The organism is Thiocapsa sp. UBA6158, assembly GCF_002423035.1.
GTDB lineage: Bacteria > Pseudomonadota > Gammaproteobacteria > Chromatiales > Chromatiaceae > Thiocapsa.
Genome location: NZ_DIUM01000098.1, coordinates 1 through 4,459, shown reverse-complemented (window position 1 = coordinate 4,459; position 4,459 = coordinate 1). Strand labels below are relative to the sequence as shown.

Here is a 4,459-nt window from a genome sequence, read left to right as displayed (position 1 = left end):
CGTCAGCGTTGAACAGCCGTGGGGCGATCACGACCTCGGCCCATATTCCCCCTTCAAGCAGACGGTCATTGTCCCGGTAGAACTTCTCACTAATCGCAATCCGCTGGGACGCGAAATTCTCCAGCGACGCCCAATGCCGCTTTTCCTTTTCGACATACCGCACATGCACCTTATCGATGAACTTGTGCTTGCCCTTCATCGCCACGCGAGACTGCGCGATATTCGCCTCATCCGGCCGCACATAATTCTCATGAAGGGTCGACAGGACCGCCTCCATGCCCTCCTGAATCTCCGCCGGGTCGTTGCTCGCGCAATAGCGGGCGAGCAGGAACTCCAAGACGAACGTCGGAACGTTCGTCCCCTTCTTGATCCGATGCAGAAGGTCTTTTCGGACAACCTTCCCATCGAACACCTCGTTCAGCTTGGTATCCAGAGCATCCATCACGTACTCAGACGGCATAGTCTGTCTCCAGGTCCAGCGATGCGTATTGCGCCATCGTCACCGGGTTCAGGGCCTTGAGGGTGAACCGCCCCTCGAACTCCATCGACATCTTGACCGTCACCTGCACCTTCCCACCCGGCTTCAGCGTGACAGTCCCCGTGGCGACATCCACCGCGCCCCCACGCTTGGCCTCCCCCACCGTCTCCCCCTTCTTGTTGTGCGCCTCCAGCAAAATCTCAAAGGTCTCGCCCAAGGAGAACATGTTCTCCCCTTCAACCGCCAGGTCCACCACGGGCAATCGCGTCGTCACCCGCTTGGCTCCGTTCTTGTAGGAAAGAGCCACCGTCGCCGCCGCAAGCTCGGGCTGCCGAACCTGCTTCAATCGCACGGTAATCACGGGCACAACCACCTCCTGCAACGACGCACCGCCGTGGAAATACAGAAGCCCACGGCGATACGGCGCCATGCTCCGGGGACCACCCAGCTTCGGGAAATCGCCCCGCACGCCTGCTTTCTCAGCCGCCAACACGAAGTTGCCCGAATCGCCCTCCCCTTCCCCCAACAGCGCGCGGTCATGCACGACCGCCCACCCGCCAGCGGGCTTGCCACAGACATCGCCCGCCTCAGCATGAGCATTCAGCACGAACCCGTGATCGGTCGCGATCACCACATCCGCGAACCCCGCCTGCTTCAATTTGTGAACCGCCCGCCGGATCGCCTTCAACGATTGGTGGATCAAATTCAGCGTGGTCAGCGTCCCCGAAGGGTTATTCTCCAGATGCCCATCAATATCGAGCGTCCGGAGCACCAGCAGTTCCACCGCATCCGACACCTTCTCCTTGGCCCGGATGAACGTATCAAGCTGCGTCTCCGCGAACCGATCCCCGAACCGCGCCCGCAGCACCTGCATACGGCTGGGAACGCCCGCCATCCGCACCCCGTCCAGCGTCACGCAAAACCCATCCCCGTCCCGCATCACTCGCAACCCGCCCCCCGCGCTCGGCAGCAGGGAGGCCATGCCAACTGGCGTCACGCTCGGAAGCTGAGCACAGGCAACCCGGATCTCGGCCTGCTCGGTTTCCGCAAGCTGCCGGTGCAACGTCACGCCCAGCTCATAGCGCAGCGCGTCCACCATGATGAACGCCACCCTCCGCCCGCTCTCCTGCAACATCGGAGCGACGATCGTGTCGAACACATCAGCATTCGGCAGACGACCCGGCGGAGGCCATCCCGTGGCCTCAAAATGCCGGGTGAACAAGGACTGCACCTTCTCCACCAGCCGCGCATATCGCCGGCGGCAATAATCGACCGCATCGGACAGCGACGTATCAACCGGGACGTAATCCCCGACCGCCTGCTCGAACTCCCGCTGTAGCCGATCCACTTCCCGCAGCGACGACGCATAGAACCCGATCAGAGCGTCCAGCCCGCGGCTGTTCTCCACGATCTGGCGATCGGCATCCTCGCTCGCCTCCACCAGATGCAACCCGGCCTCGACCAGGCCCCATTGCGCCTGGCTCTCTCCCTTGCCGACCCACACCGATCCGCCGTGGCGCGCGACGACGACCCGCGCGCCGTCGATATCCTCGGTCAGCAACGCCTTCACGGCGGCCGCCAGGGACGTCCGCTCCTCAAACGGGAACGTGCCGCGATTCCCGAGGTCGACCAGCGCAGCGCAACTTTCGGCCAGACGCAGCTCGCCTTCGACCAACTCGGCGCGCGTGATGTATTCGCTTCGCGCCACCGGATCGCCGCGCAGCTTGTCGCACAGCATCTCGATCGTCGGTCGCGCCACATCCGGCGCGCGGGGCACGTTGGACAGGGCGGCGGGCAGGCCAGTGGGCAGGCTGAACGCGAATTCACTGAACAGCAGGAACCGCCACAACTCATCCGCGATCGGGGTCAGCGTCTTGCCCCGGGTCATCAGTTTCAGGCCGAGCGAACGATCCAGGAGCGCCTTCGCCTCGGGCACCCATCCTTCCTGCGTCTTCAACTGCTCTGCTTGCCGGGGCGTGGGGGCCAGCAGCGCGAGGATGATTTCCCGCGCCGATTCGACGTTCAGGCAGGTCCGCAATGTCGGCCACGACAAGCCGCCGCCGATATTGTCGATCAGCGCGAAGGACGGGGACGGGTTCTCGGCGAACAAACGGAGGAGTTCCGTGGCGTGGTCGGGCTTGGCTTTCCGGCACAGGCTTTCGAACCCGTCGCCATCGCCGCTGGGGAACTGGGCGCCACAGGCGACATAGACGGCGAAGGGGTCGGTCTGCCGTGCCTCATCGGTCAAAGGCGGCGTCGTGGGGACATAGACCAGCAGAAACTGGGGATGGTTCGGCCGGCCCAGGGAGGCGAAGGCGAGCATCGCGGCCTCTCGGGCCTCGATGCTGCTTTCGCTGGCATCGACGACCGCGGTCGCGTCATCCTCCATGGCCGCGCAGATGTCCCGGTAGCGGCGATCCGGATCGTAGACGACCAGGGCCGAGGCTTTCTTCAGGCGCTCACGGAAGATGTCTTCCCGGATGAAGGCCGCGATGGTCATGCAGCGGCCTCCTTCTTGCGACTGCGGGCCTCTGTGGGTTCTGGCTCGACGAAGAGGTGTTCCAAGTCGTGAGCGATGGCGAGCGACTTGTCGGTATCGCACTTCTCGCGCACGCGGTCTGGCCAGTAGGCCATGGCAAGATGCGCCCAATCGTAGTCGCCCTTTTCCAGCTTGGCCCAGGTGTCCTTCAGGATTTTCTGCCAGGGCTTGTGGCGGAACAGCTGCCAGAGCGGAGCGGCGGTGATCTGGACGCCGTCGTCGTGGTTCGGGCGATAGGTCTGGGCGACTGCCAACAGGGTGTCGCGCAGCTCGATCAGTTCGAGCTCGAGGGCCTGGAGCGCCTCGAAGTTTTTGTCGTCGTCGCGGGACCGGGCGCTGCCTTTGGTGCGCAGGGCGGCGACGCCCTGGCCGGCTTGCTTCAGCTTCGGCTCGATGAAGTCGTTGACCGCAGTAAAGAGGGTCTGGTCGGTCAGGCTGGGATAGTAGAGCCAGAGCGTATAGCTGCCCGAACTGGTCGAGATCGGCCAGTAGATCGGGGCCTTGCGGCGGCTCTTGCTGTATTGCTTGAGGTGCAGGGGGAAGAAGTCGCGTTGCAACCAACGGCGCACGTCGGCGGGCACCGGGGCTTCGACACATGCGAGCACTTCCTCGATCAAGCCGGCGAGGTCATTCGGATGCCCCTGGTCGTCCGCCAGGATTTCGGAATGCGCATGGAACGGCTCTGTACCATCGGATAGCATGCCGGGGCTTTTGGCGGGCAGCGGGTCAAAGGATTCTGGCTCGGGAGGGGCTGCGCGTTCACCGGTGGCCAAGCGCCAGTCGAAACGGCCGAAAGCGACGCCAGCAGCCCAGCTGAGCAGACCGTCAGTCTGGTCGATCGCCTCAGCACCATCGTCGTCTTCACTATCGTCTGCGTCCTCAGTACCGTCGCTTGAGTCTTTGTCTGTCGAACAAGACGACCCGAGTGCTGCGGTGCGCTCCGCATCACTGAAGCCGTAGAGGTCAAAGGCGATCTTGTCGATTTCTGCCTGGATATCAGCTAGCTCGGCCTGTGTTGCTAGCGGGTCGTAGCCTCCCAGACGACCACGTAGCGCAGTCGGCAACTCAAAGGCGTGAGACGTCTCTACCGTTGAAATCAAGAATTTCTTTCGCGCCCAGGCCTGCCGAGCAAGTGAGGCGAGGGTTCGCGATACTTCATCGTTGACTTGTGGCAACGGAGTTTGCCTCACAAGACCAACCTCGTAATGCTTTCGTCCTTCTGCTGCGAGTGCTAACTGCATCTCCAGCAGGATGCTAAAAGGTCGGCTATTTGTCAGCGCAATGATTGAGAATAATGCCTCGGGGTCGTCACCATCCCGGAAACCCGATGGTCCCATATGTCCAAAAATACATCCTCTTGGGAGGACTCGAACTGAAATACCCAAGGTTGTAGCATTCGGCCACGTGAAGCCAGGTCGAAAATCACTACTGTCCGGTTGACG

3 protein-coding genes are annotated in these 4,459 nt (G+C 62.5%); all 3 read right to left on the bottom strand.

Features of this window, described 5'->3' with window-relative positions:
- The coding region (locus B4N44_RS13660; RefSeq protein ID WP_296701743.1) for an anti-phage BREX system Lon protease BrxL at window positions 1–460 on the bottom strand (460 nt) is incomplete at its 3' end.
- Window positions 450–2,978, bottom strand: coding sequence for a PglZ domain-containing protein (locus B4N44_RS13655; protein ID WP_296701741.1), 2,529 nt, complete (start codon window positions 2,976–2,978; stop codon window positions 450–452). The genes B4N44_RS13655 and B4N44_RS13660, both read right to left, overlap by 11 nt.
- Window positions 2,975–4,459, bottom strand: a 1,485-nt coding sequence (locus tag B4N44_RS13650; RefSeq protein ID WP_296701739.1) for a hypothetical protein, incomplete at its 5' end; no start/stop codon positions are given. The genes B4N44_RS13650 and B4N44_RS13655, both read right to left, overlap by 4 nt.

What these genes read in the sequence shown, in the direction of transcription:
- B4N44_RS13655 (WP_296701741.1), bottom strand. Translation starts at nt 2,978, where the DNA reads ATGACCATCGCGGCCTTCATCCGGGAAGACATCTTCCGTGAGCGCCTG.